Consider the following 20,416-nt stretch of genomic DNA (forward strand, 5'->3'; position numbering starts at 1 on the left):
CCTGGTGTCTTTAACGTGATGGCACCACTCCGATTCCATCCCGAACTCGGTTGTGAAACTTCACCGTGGCCAAGATACTTGTCGGGTTGCCGACCGGGACAATAGCTCGATGCCAGGATTATTCTTTCCTACCCCTCAATCCGACAAGATTGGGGGGTTTGGTTTTTAGGAAAAATCAGAGGATTTTAAATCTAAACCTCGCTCAAATATTGTATCTATGGCTAACATTTCTCCGTCGCTAGTCATAAATTTATGATCTTTGGTTGCTTGGATAGTTTGCCCATTTTCTAGGGTGTATTCAAAGACTTCTTGTAAACCTCGCTCGTGCCATTGAGAGATTGGTTGACTATAAACAAAACCATTTTTATCTACACTATAAACAGTGCAGTTAATTTCTTCGCTGACAATTTTAGCAATTGGTAATAATCCGTATTCCTCAGTTAAAATTAACGTCTCACCTCCTAGACAATATTCGGCAAAATTTACCATCTGTTCAAAGAGATTTTCAGCGATTCTTTTTTCCACGCCATTTTTAGCAGCACCATCGATAAACATCTCCCTTTGTTTCTGCATTTCGGAGGCTTTTTTCTTACCCATTGCCCGACGCAATAGATCCGCTTCTCCCAGGGAATAACCCGCTAAATCCTGCGCCATTTTCATAATCTGTTCTTGATAGACTAAAACTGCGTAGGTTTCCTTAAGAATTGGTTCCAATAAGGGATGATCATAACGAATGGGTTCTCTACCGTGTTTTCTGCCAATAAAGAGAGGAATTAATCCCGCATCTAAAGGTCCGGGGCGATAGAGTGCTAAGATTGAAGATATGTCCTCAATACCCGATGGTTTTAACTCTTTAACGATCTGTTTCATTCCCGATGATTCTAACTGGAAAATACCTTCTAAATCCCCTTCTTCTAGTAATTCATGGGTTTTGAGAATATCGGGAGGTAGTTTTTTATGTTCCCCTTTAGCCCGAATTTGCAGGGCTTTTCTTTCATCTAAAGGCAATTGATCGAGATCGATATATATACCCTGATTTTGTTTAACTAAATCGGCGGTTTTTTTCAAAGTGGTTAAATTTCTTAACCCTAAAAAGTCCATTTTTAACAATCCCAATGATTCTAAATCCTCCATGAAATATTGGGTAATTACCGCCCCATCATTATTTTTCTGGAGGGGAACCACTTCATCTAAAGGCTGGGAAGAAATGACGACTCCCGCGGCATGAACTCCGAAGGTTTTGTTAGTACCTTCGATACGAATTGCCATATCTAACCAATGACGCACATGGGGTTCCGTATCGTATCTTTCTTTAAATGCCGGTTCGGGAGTTTCATCGGAAATCATCACTTTTAAAGGTGTGGGTTTACCGCGAGAAACGGGAATCATTTTCGCCATTTTATCCGATTCGGCATAGGGAATATCTAACACCCGCGCCACATCTTTTAAAACAGCTTTTGATGTCATACGGTTAAAAGTAATGATTTGAGCAACATTAGCCTCCCCGTATTTTTCCGTAACGTATTGGATCATTTCATCCCGTCTCTCGATACAGAAATCCGTATCAATATCAGGCATAGATTTCCGTTCAGGATTGAGAAAACGCTCAAATAATAAACCGTGATGAACGGGATCAATATTGGTTATTTTTAAAGAATATGCTACCAAAGAACCCGCCGCCGAACCGCGTCCTGGACCGACGGGAATATCATGATCTCTAGCATATTTTATATAGTCCCAAACGACGAGAAAATAGGTAGAAAATCCCATTTTCTGTAGCATTTTTAATTCGTATTCAAGCCTTTCTTTGTAAACAGGTTCAATCTCGTGACGAGAAGGACATTTTAATCTTTCTAGTAATCCTAACCAAGCAATTTCTTCTACATAACTATCAGCAGTATGTCCCGCAGGAACTGGATAATTAGGGAGTCTCGGTTCATTAAATATGTTATAAGGTTCGACTTTTTCTGCTACTTCTAAGGTGTTATTAATCGCTTCTTCAATCACATCTTCTGGCAGATGATCACGGAAAAGTAAGCGCATTTCATCAGCAGATTTTAAGTATTCTGTGCCACTATAACGGAGGCGTTTGTCTTCAGTAATTAACTTGGCAGTTTGAATACAAAGCAAGGCATCGTGTGCCTCTACATCGTAACAGGAAATAAAGTGAGAATCGTTAGTAGCAACTACTTTAATTCCTAATTCTTTAGCAATTTTAACTATTTCTACATTGACAATCCGATCTTCTTTAGAACCGTGGTCTTGAATTTCTAAATAAAAATCATCACCAAAAAGTTTTTTATACCATTTAGCAGTTTCCTTAGCCAGTTTCCTGTTATTAGCTAAAATCGCTTGAGGAATCTCTCCACCCAAGCAAGCACTGGTAACTATCAATCCTTCGTGGTATTGTTGGAGTAACTCTTTATTGATACAAGGACGAGCAAAAATGCCTTTACCTTGAATACCTTTCAGATTAGAAATAGTAGTTAATTTAACCAGATTTTTATAGCCTTGTGTGTTTTTGGCTAAAACAACTTGATGATATTTTCGGTGGCGAAGATTGACTTCAATATCGCCATTTACTACATACATTTCGTTGCCAATAATTGGTTTTATTCCCTTATTACGGCAGATTTTAATTAATTCGATCGCACCATACATGACTCCATGATCGGTTAAAGCGATCGCTGGTTGTCCTAATTCGATCGCTCGATCAATTAGTGCCGGTAATTGGGAAGCACCATCAAGTAAGCTATAATCACTGTGAATATGTAAACCGACAAAAGACATAGTTTTTCAGGAAAAAGTGACAAGGAAAAGTGGAAAAAAACCAGAATTTACTTACTTTTAATTTTCAGCAATCACAGTCTATTTTTAGGGTTGATTGAGAATCCTATAGGGGAAAGAACTTTCTTCTAAATTAAACCATTGTTCTCGAAGTTTCTGGTTATCATTGCTGCCGACGACAGTATCAACAAATTTTTTCCATTCGGGATCGTTTTTGGGTAAAATACAGCCATAAAGTTCGGTGGTAATCGGTTGACTGGGTAGTAGCACAAATTGTCGCGGATCCTGTCCTTGTTTAACGATTTCCCCCAGTAGAAGAATTCCATCACTAACCACTGCTTTTACTTCTCCCCTTTGTAATTTTGCCACTGCTTCACTTCGATCGCTGACAGCTTGCCAATTAGCCAGAGGATAGATATAACGAATAATACTATCGGTGGTGGTGTGGGGAATATAGGCGATCGCAACTGCCGCTAAAGTGTTATTAATATCTATTTTATCAACATTTTCCCTTTTAGTTAAAAATTGCGCTCCTGTCATAAAATAGGGAATAGAAAAATTAACCTTTTCTAGTCTTTCTTCCGTAATTGTTGCCGCATTACAGGATAAATCTACTTGTCCCTGTTCCACTTGCTGAAAACGATTATTAGTCGTCGCTTCTGTAAAGGTTATTGTAATCGGTTTACCTAATTCTTGTGCTAATCGACGTTGGACTAAGCGCATTAATTCCACTCCGTAACCTGTCCATTGTCCCGTTTTCTCATCGATATAACTAAAGGGAACAGCATCTTTTCTGGCTGCCGCTTTTAATTCTCCCGTGCGAGCAATTCTTTGTAAAACTGTTTCTGCCAAGGCTGATAAATGTAGATTATTTATCAGTAAAAGACCTAGAAAAATAAAGCAAAAGTTTTTAGACATATCAAGAAAGCAAGAAGGAGATAGGGAGAAAAAAGCTAACCACCGACGCGCGATTAGCAAATGCCGCTATATTTTAACTACGATCCTCAAATAATCCACTCAAACGTTCTACTTCTGTTTGTGCTGTGTACATAGGAGTTCCGGCCAGAATTCCGGTAACATTGCGGAAAGGTTGGCCGATGTGCATACCTTGATGATCGATCGAAAACTCACGAATATCCTTATCGTGCATAGAACCGCGCATTTTTAAAACAGTGATACCGCGGCGCATTTCTCCATACATTTCCACATAACGCAGCAGAATAATTGAATCGGTAATTGTAGAAATATGCGCTTCTGTAATCGAGGAACCTCCTAATAAAGTGGGAGTGGTGGAAGTAAATAATCCTCCCACCTCTTTTTGCTTAATAAAAGAAGTCAAACCGATAATAAATTCCCGAAATCCTTTCAGATTAGAAACCCTTTCTAAAGCAGATAAACTATCTACTGCCACTCGATTAGGTTGAAACTCCTCGATAATTTCCTTCATCATAATTAAATGATTTTCTAAACCCGTAGTTTCGGGATAACGGCAGACTACCTTTAATTTACCTTCCTTTTCCATGCGGTCATAATCCACCCCCCAACCGGTAGCATTTCTAAATAACTGTTCGCGACTTTCCTCGAAGGCAAAAATTAAACATCTTTCCCCATTGGTTACTCCCCCAGCCATAAATTCTGTCACCATCAGGGTTTTTCCTGTTCCTGTGGCTCCCGAAACCAAAATAACCGAATCGCGGAAGAAACCACCCCCACACATTCTATCGAGTTCGAGGCTGCCGGAAGTAATACGAATATTAGAGGATTTTTGTTCTAATTCAATGGCTGATAAAGGAATAATCACGGCCCCTTTATTGGGAATAATTGTAAAAGGAAATTCTCCTTTTTGGTGATCGGTTCCCCGATATTTTAAAATTTCGATCGTCCTTCTTCTTTTCTCATCGGTTAAAACGTTGCGTAAAATCACCACATTATCGGCCACAAACTCCTCCACCCCATAACGACTGATTTCGCCGTATTCTTGGGTTCTTTCCGCGGTCATAATCGCTGTTACTTCCAATTCTCGCAAAGCGGTTGCTAGACGAAAAAGATCACTTCTCACTTGAGCGCTATCACTTAAATGGCTAAAAATTGCGCCTAAAGAATCCATAGACACCCGTTTGGCTTTATTTTTGCGGATAGCAAACTCAATGCGAGCGATTAATGCGCCTAGGTCGTATTCTCCCGTCACCATCGGCTTTTCTTCCGGTTGGGGGGAAGCATCAACAAAGGCCCATTGGCGATTCTCCTCCCACTGCCGGATATTCCAACCAAAACCACCCATATTTTTTCTTAGTGCTTGGGGTGGCTCCTCGAAGGTGACAAAAACGCCATTTTCTCCATTTTTGATGCCTTCTGCGAGAAATTGACAGGCAAAGACCGTTTTAGCACTTCCTGCCGTCCCCGCTATCAAAGTTGCTCTTCCTTTCGGTAATCCCCCTTCCGAAAGAAAATCAAAGCCGGGGATTCCTGTTTCTAACTTCTCAATCAACTCTAGGGGATTATTTTGCGTCATTTAAGTTCTCTATGAAAACGAGCTAATGTTTATTGTACCTATTTCAGTGACCAGCGATACCAGAAATTCATCCCTAGTTTGAGAGTTTGAGCATTGGTAATAAAATTTCCAAGACATAGTTTAAATGCAGGACAGCTTCACCCAAGCATAAAGAGATTGGTTAGAGTCAAGGGAAACTATATAAGCAGGTAAATCTTAGCCACAATTAACCAAAATACCAATAAACTAATAGTCAGAATCAAAGTAAGTTTTGTATTTAGTTGATTAATACTATTCTTGACAACTTTGATAGAGTTTAAGGTATAATCATAGTTATTTGCTCTACTATGAAAAATACAACCGATAGTAATCAAAATCAGCAAGAAAGCGATAATCAAAGACAAAAAATAGCAAGAGATAATAAACTCATCCTGAAGATTAATCCTAATAAAACTATACCTTACATACAGGAAGGAGCCAAACCGAAAAATAGATAAATTCTCTTTATTTCAGGGTTCCTTGAGAGGTGCCATTATTTGACGCATCTCAAGGAAAAATAAAGTAAATTTCTCTGACTATAAAGGAACTTGAGTAATCCAATCTTGATACTTTGGTTCCTGATTAAGAACGATAGAACTTAACTTTTCTTTTAACTGATAAGTAATCGGTTTAGCCGCAGGTAAAGAAAAAGTTTCAATCTTTTTAATCGGAGTAATTTTCGCCGCAGTGCCACTTAAAAACACCTCATCAGCGATAAATAACTCCGTCTTATCTACGGGTCTTTCAATAACTGGAATCCCCAAATCCCGCGCGATAGTTAAAACACTATCTCTAGTAATACCCTCTAGGATATCTTGGTCAAAACTAGGAGTAATTAGCTGACCATTTCTGATGATAAAAATATTCATTCCCGTCGCTTCACAGACTTTACCCTGAGAATTCATTAAAATTGCCTCATCAAACCCCGATTCTACCGCTTCCGTTTTTGCTAAAGCAGAAGTGATATAAGCGGCGCTAATTTTACCTCGCAACGGGAAACTTCTATCCTCTTGACGATACCAAGAACTAATCCGGCAATTAACCCCATCGGCTGCTAAATAGTCATCCATTTCTAGACCATAGACTAGAAAATCCTTCTCGATACCATGCAATCGCGGTGCAATTCCCAACCCCGAACTATAGACAAGGGGACGAATATAAAAAGGTCGATTACACTGATTCTTTTTAACAAAATCGATAATTATTTGATAGATTTTATCGGCAGTAATCTCGTAATTAAGAAACTTAGCGCTTTGACTTAAACGCTGACAATGACGTTCTAATCTAAACAATAATATCTGTCCAGGATTGCTAGGGTCGGGAGTACCTCGTAAACCTCCAAAAGCGGCAGTTCCGTAGTGTAGTGCGTGGGTAGCAACGGATAATTTTGCCTCAGTAAAAGGGATAAATTTATTCTCAAAATAGGCGAGAGGAAGGAAAGGAATTTCGGCGGTAATAGACATTTTTTTGTTGATTTAACCAAGAACTAAACGGGATTTACCCATGCGGAAAAATTTTGTTTCTGGCTATTAGAAGGATTTTCTACCCTGATAATTTCATAGCGAATCGTCTGCGGGGCAGCCAGTTGAACAGCAAGGGTTCGCAATTCATCGAGATGAAAGACTGTTATCTGAATAATATCACCTGCGCGGTAGTCTTTTAATCTTCCGTTTAACTGTTCCGCCGTCACCCGCAATCCATCGATAGCCAATAATTCATCATCAGCATTAATTCCCGCTTTTTGGCAAGGGGAACCCATCTCGACAAATTTAATTATTTCTTTACCCGCTTCACTCTGTACCCGCATTCCCAGATGAGGTATCGTCTCCCCATTGTCAACACCGCGCAGATAGAGTCCAAAAGGTTCAAGATATTCATTAAAGGGTAATTCTGCCAAACCGTCGATATAACGCTGGTAGAAGTCGCTTAAATCCACTCCCGCAGCCGATTCGAGAATTGCCTGCAACTCCCCATCGGTATAACCAATCTCCTCTTTACCGAAATGTTGCCACATCGAGCGTAAAACATCATCGAGGGAACGACGGTTATCGGTGTGGGTGCGAATTAGTAAATCGAGAAGCAGCGACAATAATTCCCCCTTGAGATAGTAGGAAATTTGACTATTATCGCTATTGCTATCCCGTCGGTAGAGTTTTATCCAAGCATCGAAACTCGATTCGCCTAGAGGTTGGACAAGACGACCGGGTATATTGAGATAACGGGTGATTTCTTTGCTTAAAAGCTCTAAAAAAGTCTTACTATCGTATATTCCCGCCCGTAGAGGGATTATCATATCGTAATAACTGGTGGTTCCTTCGGCAAACCAGAGGGAAGAAGTATAATTTTCTGCGTCATAATCGAAGCTTTCTAAAGCTTTTGGGCGAATACGCTTGATATTCCAGAGATGAAAGAACTCATGGGCGACTAATTGCAGAAAACGATTATATTTATCCTTATCTCGTAATCCCAAACGCGCATAGTTAAGGGTACAGGAATTTTTATGTTCTAGTCCCCCGTAACCAGCCGCCGAAAGATGTAGCAAAAAGAGATAATTATCATAAGGGAGTCCACCGAACATAGCGGACTCGGTTTGAATAATTTTAGTCGTATCGGCGATAATTTGACTAGGATTGGCGTTTCCCCGTCCCCAGATAGCTAATTGATGGGGTTTTCCCTCGACGACAAAATCGTATAACTGATGAATCCCCACTTCCACAGGACTGTCCACCAGGGTATCGAAATCGGGAACGTGAAAGGTGTTTTTCTGTCCGGGTAAAGATTTTAAGGCAGTGGTAACGCGCCAATCGCCATGGGGGGGGATAATTGTCAGGGTGAGGGGATGTTTTTGATAATCGGGGATATAGAAAAATAAAGCAGCCCCGTTGAAGTAACCGTGAGTATCATCGAGATGGTTGGTTCTGACGGTTAAATCGTGGGCAAAAACGCGATATTTGACCGTTATTTCGGAACTATTACCAGTGTCAATCTGCCAGTGATTTTTGGCAACTTTGCGACTGTTAAGGTTAACAGCTTGAAAATCTTGGACTAAACGGGAGTATTCCCGCACCAGATAGGAACCGGGAGTCCAAACCGGCATTTTTAGGTTTAAAATCGGAGCTTGCCAACCGGTAATTTGTAGAGTGACTTCAAAGAGGTGTGAAGTCGGTTCCGACATAGCCACTTGATAGCTGAGACTTAAACGAGTTGAGGAGATGGTAGCGGGGGAAATAAGACTGGTCATCGGCATTAAACAAGCTTTTAAGTTATTATAGCGGCAAGCTTTCGGCCAATTTACCCGGTTTCGCCGCCAAAAATCCGATGGTTTTCCAAGATTTGACCTCTTGGATAATTAATTTTTGATGGCTCAAAAACAGCAAAAATAAGGATTAAATCGCCTAAAATCTGTAAATAGACTATTTAATTGATTATTACTTATTTTTAATTCTCCTGACTCCTGACTACTGGCTACTGAATCCTAACCCTAACAACAATTTTTGATTTTTACAAGCGGTCCATTTGACCGAGCAGTTTGGGAAAGAAAACCCCCGCCAATCCTGCGGTTTTTTTTGCCGATTCAGCGTCTTTCTGCCGGGGGTGCAGGAGGAGTCACATCGGGGGGAGGAGTTACCGGTAGGGGAACCGAACGAGTGTCGGGAGCTGCCACAGTGACGGGAACGGTAATCGGTTCAGCTGCTGCGGGGGCCGTATTTTCAGGACGAGGAGCAGCGGCGCTGGTAGGAGCAGTCCTAGTACGCCGACGACTAGAACGGCGTTGGCTGGGTTCGCTAGTATTAGAACGGACGATAGTTTGCTCACGACTTACCCGAACCCGTCGCCGTCTGCGGATAGGTCCTTCGGTGGGGGAACCCTCATCGCTGCTGGCTAAACGATTGTTAGTAGTTTGGGTAAAGTAGGTACGTCGGGGTTTAATGGGTTCCACTTTTAATGTCACCGGACGTTTGCCTAAATTCGGTTCTGGGAAACCTTGATAGGGAATATCCTTGATTGCTTCTAACATAAATTGTCGCCACATCCAAGCGGACATGGTACTGGCTCCATTGGTGGGTTTATTATTGTCATTACCGAGCCAAATTCCCGTGACTAATTGGGGAATATAACCGACAAACCAAAGGTCACGAGCCTTGTCAGAAGTGCCGGTTTTTCCTGCCACTGGACGACCAATTTGTGCGGGGGTTCCCGTTCCCGAATTAACCACATCCTGCAGCATCCAAGTCATCGTCGCTGCCGTGTTTTTATTCAGAGCAGTTTTCGGTTTAAAATTGGCTTGATAAATTACTTTACCATTGCGATCGAGTACCTGATTAATACCGTAAACTGGTTGATGCACACCATTATTAGCAAAAGTCCCGTAGGCGCTGGTCAATTCTAAAAGATTGACTTCCGAAGCACCCAAAGCCAAAGAATAAGTGGGTAAAAGTTTCGACTGGATCCCCATATCTTGAGCTAATTTAATCACCGGATTCCAACCCACAGCTACTAACACCTGAACTGCCACCACATTCAGGGAAGAAGTCAAAGCATCGCGCATGGACACCTCGCGGCCGCTATACCTATCACCGTAGTTTTCCGGTTTATAACCATCCACCACATACTGAGCATCTTTATAATTAGAATAGGGGGATTTCCCCGCCGCAATCGCCGCCGCATAGACAAAAGGTTTAAAAGTAGATCCCGGCTGACGTTTTGCTTGTGTGACCCGATTGAATTGATTCTTATCGTGGTCAATTCCCCCGACCATAGCCTTAATTTGCCCATTTTTGGGGTCAATTGCCACTAAAGCCGCCTGTTGGAAGTTCTGCCACTGGCCATAACGAGAAACCGCTCTTTCTACCACTTCCTCCGCTTCGCTTTGCCAACGAGGATTAAGGGTAGTTTTTACCACCAATCCCCCCGCTTCTAGGGTTTTAGTGGGAACCAGTTGCGGCAGTTCTTTTTCCACATAATCGGTAAAATAGGCCGCTTGCCGTTGCAGACGTTTTAGGGGACTGGTTTTAATGGCTAGGGGAGATGCGATCGCCAGTTCGGCTTGAGCGTTAGTAATAAATCCCACCTCGGCCATAGTTTTGAGGACGATATTACGCCGTTCTAGGGCAGATTTAGGGTTTTCGAGGGGAGAATAGAGACTAGGAGCGGGAACAATGCCGGCAAGGGTGGCAGCTTCGGCTAGAGTTAATTTATCGACGGATTTACTGAAATATAACCAAGCGGCATCGGCAAGACCGTAGGCCCCGGAACCGAGATAAACTAGGTGGAAATAACGCTCTAAAATCTGGTCTTTTGTATATTTATCTTCTATTTTCTGAGCGATACGCATTTCGCGTAATTTGCGGTCGAAGCTCCTTTCTTGGGATAAAAAGACAATTCGGGCCAATTGTTGGGTGATGGTGCTGCCTCCTTCCACCACTCCCCCGGCTCTCAGGTTAGAAAAGAGAGCGCGAGCAATACCCTGGCCATCAACTCCCCCGTGTTGGCGAAAACGGCGGTCTTCACTAGCGATAAAGGCCTCCTGTACCAGTGGGGGAACTTGGGCAATTTTCACGGTTTCGTAAGTGCTAGGGCCATTTTGCTTGAGGATTTCCCCATTAGCGGCTTGAATGGTTAGGGTGCCTGGACGAGTATATGTTTCTATATCGGCGATATTTTGCGGTAAAGAGCTTTCAAGGCGATAAATGCCCCAACCTACCCCCAAAATGCCCCCAGTTACGCCTAATCCCAATCCCAAGTACAACCCAAAGCGGGGATGTTGTCGCCATTGCGGTAAGGGGGAATTGTCGATCAGGGTAGTAAATTTGTTCTTTAGAGGTTTTAATGTCTCTAGAGCCTTACTACTGGTTCGGGAGACTAAATTAACCTTTTTCTCTTCGGAAGCCGCTTCTACTGGCTTTTCCCCCGCAACGGGAGCAGATTCGGAGTCGATAGGATCGACTTTAGGGGGTTGCTGGGAGTTCTCTAATTTATTAGCGAGATTATGAAAAAATTGACTAAGTTTTTGTTTGTATTTCATGTTAGTTGAGCGGGTGAGGGAGTGGGAATTATGAATTATGAATTATGAATTGGGGAGAGGGGAGCAGGGAGAATAAATAAAAATAATTTCCCGACGACCGACTCCTGACTCTTTAAAGATCGCTAAATTGTCGCCACCATTGCTGGAGAGGGTAATAGAGGAGGGGAGTCCAGAGACTACTAAGCAGAGCAGAAGTGAGGCCAATGCGTTGATAATCGAGCCAAAGATCGGCGAGATTTTTGCCTCCTTGTAGATAGTATTGAAAAGCGATCGCACCATCGGCGATTAAAGTCATAACAAAGACAATTAGGACCACGGCGATCAATTCTTCTTTAACATAACGTTGTCGGTGTAAACGGGAAGTGAGGAAACCGATGAGACCAAAAACCATGAGATGGGAAGGATAATTAGAGGTTAAACTATCTTGAATAGCACCGATCGCTAATCCGGCCACCACACTATCGAGACAAGAGCGATTGAGACTCCAACTAACCAACCAAATCAGTAACCAATTGGGAGAGATGCCTAAAATCTCCATACCGGGCAGCCGCATTAAGGAAAGAAAGGTACAGAGAAGCAGTGAAGCGATAGTGACTAAAATATTCAGGATAAAACGAGAACGGGCTGATAAACGGCTTAATTTCAGCATAATTCCCCCTCTCACTGCTGGGGTTGCGGGTGAACGAAGACCCATTCGAGATTGTCCACGGTGGCGGTAAATTCAATTTTGGCGGTGGGGGCGGGATTTTCCTGTAAATTAAGGGAAATTATGCGACCGATGGGCAACCCTGGCGAAAAAAGGCTACTAAAAGCCGAAGTTGTCACCACATCTCCCGGTTTCACATCGGGAGCTTTTTCAAAAAAGCGCAGGGTGGCGACTTGGGAATCCTGACCTTGAATCAAACCCATGGCCCGACTACGGTTCACCGTTGCTCCGATGCGACTTTGGGAATTACTGATCAATAAAACTTTGCTGGTGTGGGGAGTAACTTCTGTAATCCGTCCCACTAAACCGCCAATTCCCGTCACCGAAGCACCCACTGGCACACCATCGGCGCTACCGCGACCGATAATCACCTGTTGCCACCAATCATCGGCGCTGCGGCCAATAATTGGGGCAGAAATCAGGGGTTTTTTCTGGGTTTGATAATAACCAAGCTGTTTTTTTAATTGTTGATTTTGATATTCGACTTCACTTAAACGATTTTGTAATTCTCGCACCCGTTGATCGGCCAGAAGTTGCTCTTGCAGATTAGTTTCCTCTCCCTGAAAAGGGCGGGTTAATAAACCATACAATTCTAAAATCGCCCCACTTTGATAGGTGCGAATGTACCAAGCTCCCCCCAAAGCGGCAGCGAGCAGAAAAAGCCGCCATCCCTGCTGTGTCCATTTTCGTCGTGCTGAATACATGAGCGATTTTAAACCTCTTGGCTGTGTAGAGTGAGAATCCGTGTATTTTTCCGCTGTTGATAGCTAACGGCTAACCGATCCTAGTGACCTTTAGACATTGCGAGTTGTTTCATTCACGATCCGCTCAAAGAGTTTCTGATTTTTTAACACTTCTCCCGTGCCTTTGACAACACAGCGCAGGGGATCTTCAGCGACATGGGTAACGATACCGGTTTCGTGACTGACTAGGAGATCGAGTCCCCGTAATAAAGCACCCCCTCCCGCTAACATAATGCCGCGATCGATAATATCGGCCGCTAATTCGGGGGGAGTTTTTTCTAGGGTACGTTTGATCGCATCAACGATCACGGAAAGTGGTTCATCCATACTTTCCCGCACTTCTTCCGCTTTGATCGTCACGGTGCGGGGTAAACCGGACATGAGATGCAATCCCCGCACTTCCAGAGGAGGAAATTCATCTCCGGGGGAGGGATAAGCCGAACCAAGGCGAATTTTAATATCTTCGGCCGTACGTTCCCCAATAATCAGGTTATGGACTTTTTTTAGATAGGCGATAATTGAGTCCGTCAGTTCATCCCCAGCGACGCGCACCGATTCGCTGATCACAGTCCCATCAAGACTGAGAATGGCCACTTCCGTGGTGCCGCCACCGATATCGATGATCATATTTCCCGTCGCTTCCGAGACGGGTAAACCGGCACCCAAGGCCGCGGCAACGGGTTCATCAATTAACCCCACTTCTCGCGAGCCGGCATTTTTGGCCGCATCCACCACCGCACGTCTTTCTACGCCGGTAATGCCACTGGGAACACCGATTACCATGCGGGGATTGCCAATCGTGCCATCGAGCGCTCGTTTGATAAATTCCGCTAACATGATCTCGCAACTGTAAAAATCGGCGATTACCCCATCGCGCAGGGGTCGCAGAGCGGTGACATGGCCCGGAGTGCGACCGAGCATTTTTTTGGCCTCCTCCCCGACGGCGACCGGGTTACGATCTTGATCGATCGCCACTACCGATGGTTCCTCTAAAACGATGCCTTTCCCTGATACATAGACGAGGGTGTTTGCTGTACCCAAGTCTATACCTATGTCCCTTGATAAGCCTAGTCCTCTAAAAAAACCCACCACTTGTTTTCACTCCTGTTCTGATCAATAAAACGTTGCTATAGCTAGACTTTCGATCGAATCGACTTGGATTTTATTAGGTTTTGTTTCTCAAGTCTAGTTAATTATCGCTTCTTTCTCTCCAGATTTACCCAGGTCTTTGGCCTAATTTTCTGGCTGCCCACCGGTCAAGTTCAAGGTTTCGGGCTAAAATAAACATACTATTGTACTAAATTGAGGATTTAAGACCATGAGTTTAAATCTGGTTCATTTGGTGGGACGAGCGGGGAGAGATCCGGAAACCAAGTATTTCGAGTCGGGTAAGGTTTTATGTACTTTAACTTTAGCGGTTAATCGTCGCTCGAAAAATAGCGATCAGCCGGATTGGTTCGATCTGGAAATTTGGGGCAAAACGGCGGAGGTGGCCGCTAATTATGTGAAAAAAGGCGGTTTAATCGGGATTAAAGGTTCTTTAAAAATGGATACCTGGAATGATAAAAACACGGGATTAGCTCGCTCTAAACCAGTGATTCTCGTCGATCAATTAGATTTACTCGGTTCTAAGCGCGATAGTGAGGCTAATTCCGAGCGAGAATTTTAAAGCTTGAGCGGTATTATTTCCAGATTTTAGGTGTGTTAGCCTCTAGTAACACACCCTTATTTAGGGTTTGCGGCAAAAAGTTTTTCGTGGGGGTAGGGTGTGGGGTGTGGGGTGTAGGGTGTAGGGTTTTACCCATTTTCAGGTGGTAAATTACCTAATTTTCAGGGAAAAAGTCCCTGAATTTTCCCCCCAATCACTCCCATGGTCGGCACTTTTTGAGGGAAAAAAAGTCTAAAAACCTTGTTGGATAAGGTTTTTAGATTTATTCAGCAAACCCTATTTATTCTATAATTGACTGGAAAAATATTGCTGTAAATCTGGTAAAACTTGCCGATAAATGGCTGTATTTATCTCTATATCCCAGCCAAGAATAGAATTAAAAGGGATAATTTCTACCAGGGAATTACTATAGGCAATCCCTTGTAAAGTCCCGACAAATTCGGGGGTCCAGAGATTTTCTTGCAGGGAAATATTTTGTTTTTTTAACCAGCCGATCAAAGCCGAGCGCCCGATCCCGGGTAAAATATCAGCAGTCAGCAGGGGACTGTACCAGCAATTATCTTTCCATCCCCATAAATTGCCGGTGCTAGTTTCTAACCAATTCCCGACTCGATCAACTAATATCGCTTCTTTTGCTCCTTTTTTTTGAGCCGTTTGTGACGCTAACCAAGGGGTTAAATAATTACCAGTTTTATGTTCTCCTAAAACGCGTTGCCAAGCGGGATTATCTGTTACCCACCCAATAATTCCCCGCTCTTGTCTAATGTTTAAATCTTCCGGGAGAAATCTGCCTTTAATCCACTCCCTACCATCGGGAAAAATTGTAACTCTCAGAACAGGATAGAATAGGGATAATTCTTCGGCTCCTTGGCGAATTCGCCGCCAATCGGGAGTGGACCAGTGGAAAACTTGTAAACTAGAGTGCAAACGTTCGAGATGCTCTTGCCAATGGGTTAGGGGATGATCTAAGCTTTGTTGATAGATACGCAGGGTAGTAAATATTGTGGCTCCATAAAGCAGCCCAATATCATCAATACCCAGACTTATTCGCTCATTCTCGATTAATTCGCCATTATACCAATACATAATCAGTTAACTGTTTACTGCCCTAGCTTATGAACCGTCAAAAATTTACTTGGGGATATTCTAGTTATAAATTGCGTCAGAGAGAAAATTTTAAAGAATTTCTGTGTTTACTGGGATTATTAATAGCGGCCTTAATTATCTATCTAGTGGGATTAGGTAATTTACCCTTGCGGGATTGGGATGAAGCGACCATCGCTCAGGTGGCCAAGGAAATTAGCCAAACCCCACTGGAACAATTGCGCTGGTTATTTCCCAGTTTTTGGGGTGATCCCTACCTGAATAAACCGCCGTTGATTCACAGTTTAATTGGTCTAACCTACCATTTTTGGGGCATTAATGAGGCCAATACTAGACTAATTCCCGCTTTTTTTACAGCTTTATCGGTGCCGCTCCTCTACCTTCTCGGTCGAGAAATTTTTCCCGCTCGTTTGCCAGCTTTACTGTCGGCCTTGATCTATTTAACTCTTTTGCCGGTGGTGCGCCATGGCCGTTTAGCCATGTTGGATGGAGCGGTATTGTGTTTTGAAATGCTGATGTTTGTTGGTTTACTGCGCTCACGACGCGATTTACGCTGGTCTGTGGGGGCGGGGTTAGGATTTGCCCTCCTTTGTCTGACTAAGGGTATTATGGGGCTATTATTGGCGGGTATCGGCTTTATTTTTCTGCTCTGGGATACCCCCCGGTTATTAACGTCTGCCTATTTTTGGTCGGGTTGGTTATTGGGAGCAACTCCCGCTTTTGCTTGGTATAGCACCCAATTTTGGCACTACGAGCGGGAGTTTCTCGATTCCCTTTTTGTTCAACAGTTAAAGCGAGTTAGTGACGATCTGGACGATCATCGCGAACCGTTTTGGTATTATCTGCTAGAAATTATTAAATATAGTTGGCCGTGGTTAATTTTCTCGGTTTGGGGTTTACGTTTAGCTCGTCAGGAACATCTCTACAGTTGGGGGAAGTTACTGTTAGTTTGGACGGGTGTTTATCTGTTGGTGGTTTCGGTAATGGCCACCAAGTTGCCTTGGTATATTCTGCCGATCTATCCGGCCTTAGCTTTAGCGGCCGGTTATGCCTTGGCGCAGCTGGGTAATCTTCCCATCGATCGCCCCTATAATCCAATCTGGTCAATTATTCTGGGTATGATCGGCGTTGTGGCGGGTTTATTAGCTTTAATAGCCTATTTCCCTGGTAATTTTGCCGCTATTGAACCTCTCCATCCCTTAATTCTTTTAACCTTATTGTCACTTTCCCTGACCATGGTGACAACGGCGATTTTGTTAGCTCGGCACTCGGAACAATTCAGCCTGGTTTTACTCTGGGGAATGTTGGTTTCTTTGTTTATTTTTGTCAATTCTCCCCTGTGGATCTGGGAATTAAATGAGAATTTCCCCGTCAAACCTGTGGCGATTTTAGTACAGAAATATGTGCCGGCTGATCACCCTGTTTATATTGCTTTTGCCTACGAGCGCCCCTCATTAAATTTTTATAGTGGTCGTCGGGTTTTTCCCCTTGCTACTGAAGAATTAATCAATCATTGGCAAAGTCACAAGCAACCCTACCTAATTATCGATCGTCAAACCAAAGAAGCTACTGATTTAGAAGGATTAAAGGCGCTCGGAGCCACGGATTCCGGTTGGTTTTTGGTGACAAGGCAGTAGTGAGGTTAATTTTGCGCATACTTTCGATCTTAGGTTTGGTGGCTAAAATGTATTCTAAGATACAGTCCTGCTGGCGAGGGAGTGGGAGGAACCACTCCAGACACAGAGGACACAAAGATTGATCGCTTCTATAGTAAGTTAAACTGATCACACGAAGAATAAGAGAGCCAAATTTTACAAGTTGCGTTAAAATCACCCCTAGCGATGAAACGCAGCACTTTTGTAATTGTTGAAACCGAGATTAATATGCTAAATGGGTCAATTACGGCCGAGAAAACCGAGGAATTCGCTCCTGCTGACCTGCAAGACCTGCTAGACTGTACCGATAGCTTTGTTAACCGTCATATTGGACCGACGGAGACGGAAATCGAGAAAATGCTGGCGGTTTTGGGTGTTGCCACCGTGGAGGAGTTAATCGCTCAAACAGTCCCCGCAGCAATTCGTTTACAAAAAAACCTTAATCTACCACCTGCCTTGAGTGAATACGCCGCTCTTGCCCAATTAAAAGCTATTGCCTCCAAAAATCAGGTATTTCGCTCCTTTATTGGCATGGGCTACCATGACTGTATCACCCCGCCGGTAATTCTCCGCAACATCTTAGAAAATCCGGGTTGGTACACCGCCTATACTCCCTATCAAGCGGAAATCGCCCAGGGACGCTTAGAAGCTCTCTTAAACTTCCAAACTCTCATCACTAGCTTAACCGGTCTGGAAATTGCTAACGCTTCCCTCCTCGATGAAGGAACAGCAGCCGCGGAAGCGATGAGCATGAGTTACGGACTGTGTAAAACTAAAGCCAATGCTTTTTTTATCTCCAGTAGTTGCCATCCCCAAACGATTGAAGTTGTTAAAACCAGAGCGATTCCTTTAGGTATTGATATTATTATCGAGGATCATCGTCTCTTTGACTTTAAAACGCCGATTTTTGGCGCATTATTACAATATCCAGCCACCGATGGCGTAATTTATGATTATCGGGAATTTATCGCCAAAGCGCAGGAAAATGGCGCGTTAGTCACCGTTGCCGCCGATATTCTCAGTTTAGCCCTGTTGACTCCCCCCGGCGAATTGGGGGCTGATATTGCCGTGGGTAGCAGTCAACGCTTTGGGGTTCCCTTGGGTTATGGGGGTCCCCATGCCGCCTATTTTGCCACCAAAGATGCCTATAAACGCAGTATTCCGGGGCGCATTGTCGGGGTATCGAAGGATAGTCAGGGTAAACCCGCACTGCGTTTAGCTTTGCAAACCAGGGAACAACATATCCGCCGGGATAAAGCCACCAGTAATATTTGTACCGCACAGGTGTTACTAGCGGTGATTGCTTCCATGTACGCGGTGTATCACGGACCGGAAGGAATCAAGAAAATCGCCCAAAGAGTGCAGAAATTAACCGCTTTATTGGCAACTGGTTTAAAACAGTTGGGTTATCAGGTGGGGAAAGAACCGCGCTTCGATACGCTCAAAGTTACGGTATCCACGGGAGTTAAGGACATCCTTGCCAAGGCAAAAACCCATAAGATTAATCTGCGTTATTTTGATGACAATAATTTAGGGATTAGTGTCGATGAAACCAGCAGTCTCAGGGATGTGTGGGATTTATGGCAAATTTTTGCCCCCACCGAGGAATTACCCTTTACCACGGCGGAATTAGTCGAGAAAATTAGTCTAGAATTACCCGCTAATCTAACCCGTACCAGTGCCTATCTTACCGAGCCGGTGTTCAATCGTTACCACTCGGAAACGGAATTACTCAGATATCTGCACCGTCTGGAAACAAAGGATTTAGCCTTAAATACTTCCATGATTCCCCTCGGTTCCTGTACGATGAAACTCAATGCCGTAGCGGAGATGATTCCAGTAACTTGGGCAGAATTCGGCAAATTACACCCTTTTGCCCCGATTGACCAAGCAGAAGGCTATCAACTTCTCTTTCAACAGTTAGAGACTTGGTTAGGGGAAATTACCGGGTTTGACGGCATTTCTCTACAACCGAACGCCGGTTCTCAGGGAGAGTATGCCGGTTTACAGGTGATCCGAGCCTACCATGAAAGTCGCGGTCAAGGTCATCGTCAGATTTGCTTAATTCCTGAGTCCGCTCACGGGACTAATCCTGCCAGCGCCGTTATGTGTGGTATGAAAGTAGTGGCGGTTAATTGCGATTCTCGGGGCAATATTGATATTGATGACCTGAAAACTAAGGCCGAGAAGCATCAGGATAATCTAGCGGCTTTGATGGTAACGTATCCTTCCACTCACGGCGTTTTTGAAGAGGGAATTAGCGAAATTTGCGCCTTGATTCATCAATACGGTGGTCAAGTCTATATGGATGGCGCCAATATGAATGCTCAGGTGGGTTTATGTCGTCCGGCGGATTTTGGCGCTGATGTCTGTCACTTGAATCTCCATAAAACTTTCTGTATTCCCCACGGTGGGGGGGGACCGGGTATGGGACCAATCGGAGTAAAATCCCATTTAGTGCCTTTTCTGCCCGATATTTCCCTGGTTTTGGCGAAATTATCCCCAGAAACCGCTAACGGTAAGCATCAGGACTCGATTGGGGCAATTTCGGCCGCGCCTTGGGGTAGTGCCAGCATTTTGGTGATTTCTTGGATGTATATCGCTATGATGGGGGCAGCCGGCTTGAAAAAAGCGACAGAAGTGGCAATTTTGAACGCTAATTATATGGCTTTTCGTCTGGAGTCGGCCTATCCGGTGTTATTTAAGGGTAGCGCGGGAACGGTTGCCCACGAGTGCGTGATTGATTTACGTCCCCTGAAAAAACAGGCCGGCATCGAGGTGGAAGATGTGGCAAAACGCTTGATGGATTTCGGTTTCCACGCGCCGACGGTTTCTTGGCCCGTGGCGGGTACAATGATGGTGGAACCCACGGAAAGCGAATCTTTGGGAGAATTAGACCGTTTTTGTGAAGCTTTGTTAACTATCTATCAAGAGGTACAAGCGATCGCTAATGGTAGCATGGATCCCCACGATAATCCTTTGAAAAATGCCCCCCACACAGCCGCAGTTTTAACTGTCGATGATTGGAGTCGTCCCTATTCCCGTCAACAGGCAGCCTACCCGCTTTCTTGGCTAAAAGATTATAAATTCTGGCCGGTAGTGGGACGGGTTGATAATGCCTACGGGGACAGAAATCTGGTTTGTTCCTGTGAGGGGATGGACGCTTATAAGTAATCGTAATTCCTTGATAATATTTG

14 protein-coding genes and 1 rRNA gene are annotated in these 20,416 nt (G+C 43.9%); 5 read left to right on the plus strand and 10 right to left on the minus strand.

Annotation, left to right across the window (positions count from 1 at the left end):
- Positions 1–118 (plus strand): 5S ribosomal RNA (gene rrf / locus IM450_RS16670).
- Between the two features lie 47 nt (positions 119–165).
- Here rrf and IM450_RS16675 read toward each other — a convergent pair.
- From IM450_RS16675 to kaiC, 3 genes are all read right to left on the minus strand, one after another.
- On the minus strand, positions 166–2,790 hold the full coding sequence (locus IM450_RS16675) for a DNA polymerase III subunit alpha (protein ID WP_287666978.1): 2,625 nt from the start codon (positions 2,788–2,790) through the stop codon (positions 166–168).
- 84 nt (positions 2,791–2,874) lie between these two features.
- On the minus strand, positions 2,875–3,705 hold the full coding sequence (locus IM450_RS16680) for an amino acid ABC transporter substrate-binding protein (protein ID WP_002802235.1): 831 nt from the start codon (positions 3,703–3,705) through the stop codon (positions 2,875–2,877).
- A 73-nt stretch (positions 3,706–3,778) separates the two neighbouring features.
- Positions 3,779–5,299, minus strand: a complete 1,521-nt coding sequence (gene kaiC, locus IM450_RS16685; protein WP_002797104.1) for a circadian clock protein KaiC — start codon at positions 5,297–5,299, stop codon at positions 3,779–3,781.
- 326 nt (positions 5,300–5,625) lie between these two features.
- Here kaiC and IM450_RS16690 point away from each other — a divergent pair, with 326 nt between their 5' ends.
- Positions 5,626–5,775 carry a hypothetical protein gene (locus IM450_RS16690; protein WP_287666981.1) on the plus strand — a complete coding sequence of 50 codons (150 nt, stop codon included), beginning with the start codon at positions 5,626–5,628 and terminating at the stop codon, positions 5,773–5,775.
- Positions 5,776–5,853: 78 nt separating this feature from the next.
- Here IM450_RS16690 and IM450_RS16695 read toward each other — a convergent pair whose 3' ends face one another.
- The 6 genes from IM450_RS16695 to IM450_RS16720 form a co-directional block, all read right to left on the minus strand.
- Positions 5,854–6,780, minus strand: coding sequence for a branched-chain amino acid transaminase (locus IM450_RS16695; protein WP_002802232.1), 927 nt, complete (start codon positions 6,778–6,780; stop codon positions 5,854–5,856).
- A 23-nt stretch (positions 6,781–6,803) separates the two neighbouring features.
- On the minus strand, positions 6,804–8,564 hold the full coding sequence (locus IM450_RS16700; protein ID WP_287666985.1) for a M61 family metallopeptidase: 1,761 nt from the start codon (positions 8,562–8,564) through the stop codon (positions 6,804–6,806).
- Positions 8,565–8,891: 327 nt separating this feature from the next.
- On the minus strand, positions 8,892–11,342 hold the full coding sequence (locus IM450_RS16705) for a transglycosylase domain-containing protein (RefSeq protein WP_287666987.1): 2,451 nt from the start codon (positions 11,340–11,342) through the stop codon (positions 8,892–8,894).
- A 112-nt stretch (positions 11,343–11,454) separates the two neighbouring features.
- Entirely contained in the window at positions 11,455–12,036 is a 582-nt protein-coding gene (gene mreD / locus IM450_RS16710) for a rod shape-determining protein MreD (protein WP_043997835.1), read from the minus strand.
- On the minus strand, positions 12,003–12,752 hold the full coding sequence (mreC, locus tag IM450_RS16715; RefSeq protein ID WP_287666990.1) for a rod shape-determining protein MreC: 750 nt from the start codon (positions 12,750–12,752) through the stop codon (positions 12,003–12,005). The genes mreD and mreC overlap by 34 nt, the downstream gene beginning before the upstream one ends.
- A gap of 90 nt (positions 12,753–12,842) precedes the next feature.
- Positions 12,843–13,880, minus strand: coding sequence for a rod shape-determining protein (locus IM450_RS16720; RefSeq protein ID WP_002802216.1), 1,038 nt, complete (start codon positions 13,878–13,880; stop codon positions 12,843–12,845).
- A 229-nt stretch (positions 13,881–14,109) separates the two neighbouring features.
- Between IM450_RS16720 and IM450_RS16725 the strand changes: the two genes are divergently transcribed.
- Entirely contained in the window at positions 14,110–14,460 is a 351-nt protein-coding gene (locus IM450_RS16725) for a single-stranded DNA-binding protein (protein WP_002802212.1), read from the plus strand.
- Between the two features lie 285 nt (positions 14,461–14,745).
- Here the strand turns inward: IM450_RS16725 and IM450_RS16730 are convergent, their stop codons facing one another.
- Positions 14,746–15,546, minus strand: coding sequence for an aminotransferase class IV (locus IM450_RS16730; protein WP_287666993.1), 801 nt, complete (start codon positions 15,544–15,546; stop codon positions 14,746–14,748).
- Positions 15,547–15,575: 29 nt separating this feature from the next.
- Here IM450_RS16730 and IM450_RS16735 point away from each other — a divergent pair, with 29 nt between their 5' ends.
- Together IM450_RS16735 and gcvP are read left to right on the plus strand one after the other, a co-directional pair.
- The gene (locus IM450_RS16735) at positions 15,576–17,201 is read left to right on the plus strand and encodes an ArnT family glycosyltransferase (RefSeq protein WP_287666995.1); all 1,626 of its coding nucleotides are present in this window, start codon (positions 15,576–15,578) and stop codon (positions 17,199–17,201) included.
- 204 nt (positions 17,202–17,405) lie between these two features.
- Positions 17,406–20,393 carry an aminomethyl-transferring glycine dehydrogenase gene (gene gcvP / locus IM450_RS16740; RefSeq protein ID WP_287666998.1) on the plus strand — a complete coding sequence of 996 codons (2,988 nt, stop codon included), beginning with the start codon at positions 17,406–17,408 and terminating at the stop codon, positions 20,391–20,393.
- Positions 20,394–20,416: the final 23 nt, after the last annotated feature.

It is taken from the genome of Microcystis sp. M083S1 (assembly GCF_020246405.1).
In the GTDB taxonomy this organism is placed as follows: Bacteria; Cyanobacteriota; Cyanobacteriia; order Cyanobacteriales; family Microcystaceae; genus Microcystis; species Microcystis aeruginosa_C.